This window comes from Pseudomonas sp. TSO6 (assembly GCF_056098905.1).
The window spans coordinates 1-696 of the sequence record NZ_JBLZWV010000083.1; the positions used below are offsets into that span (position 1 = coordinate 1).

General features: G+C 67.2%; 1 protein-coding gene. It reads right to left on the reverse strand.

The window, feature by feature from the left end; translation table 11 throughout:
• Positions 1-696, reverse strand: a 696-nt coding sequence (locus tag ACN6NG_RS29865) for an Ig-like domain-containing protein (RefSeq protein WP_474317517.1), incomplete at both ends; no start/stop codon positions are given.

Here is a 696-nt window from a genome sequence, read left to right on the forward strand (position 1 = left end):
CACCGGTCGGGCCGACCAGAGCAGTACCCAGTTCGGTACCGTCGGCTGCCAGGATACGCACAGTACTGCCCGGTTCGGCACGGCCGGTGAGCACGGTGCCGTCAGCGCTGACGGCCAGTTCGGTCGGGCTGGCCGGGGCGGTGATGTCTGGCGCGGTGATTTGCGCAGGCAGCGAGGACGCGCCGCTGTCATCAATGGCGACCACATCCAGCAGTTCGCCATTGGCCTGGGCCGGGCTCAGCTCGATGCTGAAGGTTCCATCGGCATTGGCGATGGCGCTGCCGATCAGGGTGCCGTTGGCGTCGTGCACCTCAACACGGCTGCCAGCGGGGGCCGAACCAGTGAGGGTGGTGCCGTCGGCATCAATGGCCAGGTTGCTCGGGCTGACTGGTGCCGTGGTCAGCGGTACGTCGTACTCCAGGGCCACCGAGGCGTTGCCGCTTGGGTCGGTCTGCACCAGGCTCAGCTGCTCGCCCGGTTGCGCGGCTGGATTCAGGTCAATCAGGAAGGTGCCGTTGGCACCGACTACGCCAGAGCCGATCACGGTGCCGTTGGCATCGCGTACCTCGACGGTGGCACCCGGCTCACCACGGCCACTCAGGGCCAAGCCATCAGCGCCGACCACGATATTGCTTACTGCGCCAGGTGGCGTGATATCCGGGGCATCGAACTGCAGCGGCGCCGAGGTGTTGCCGG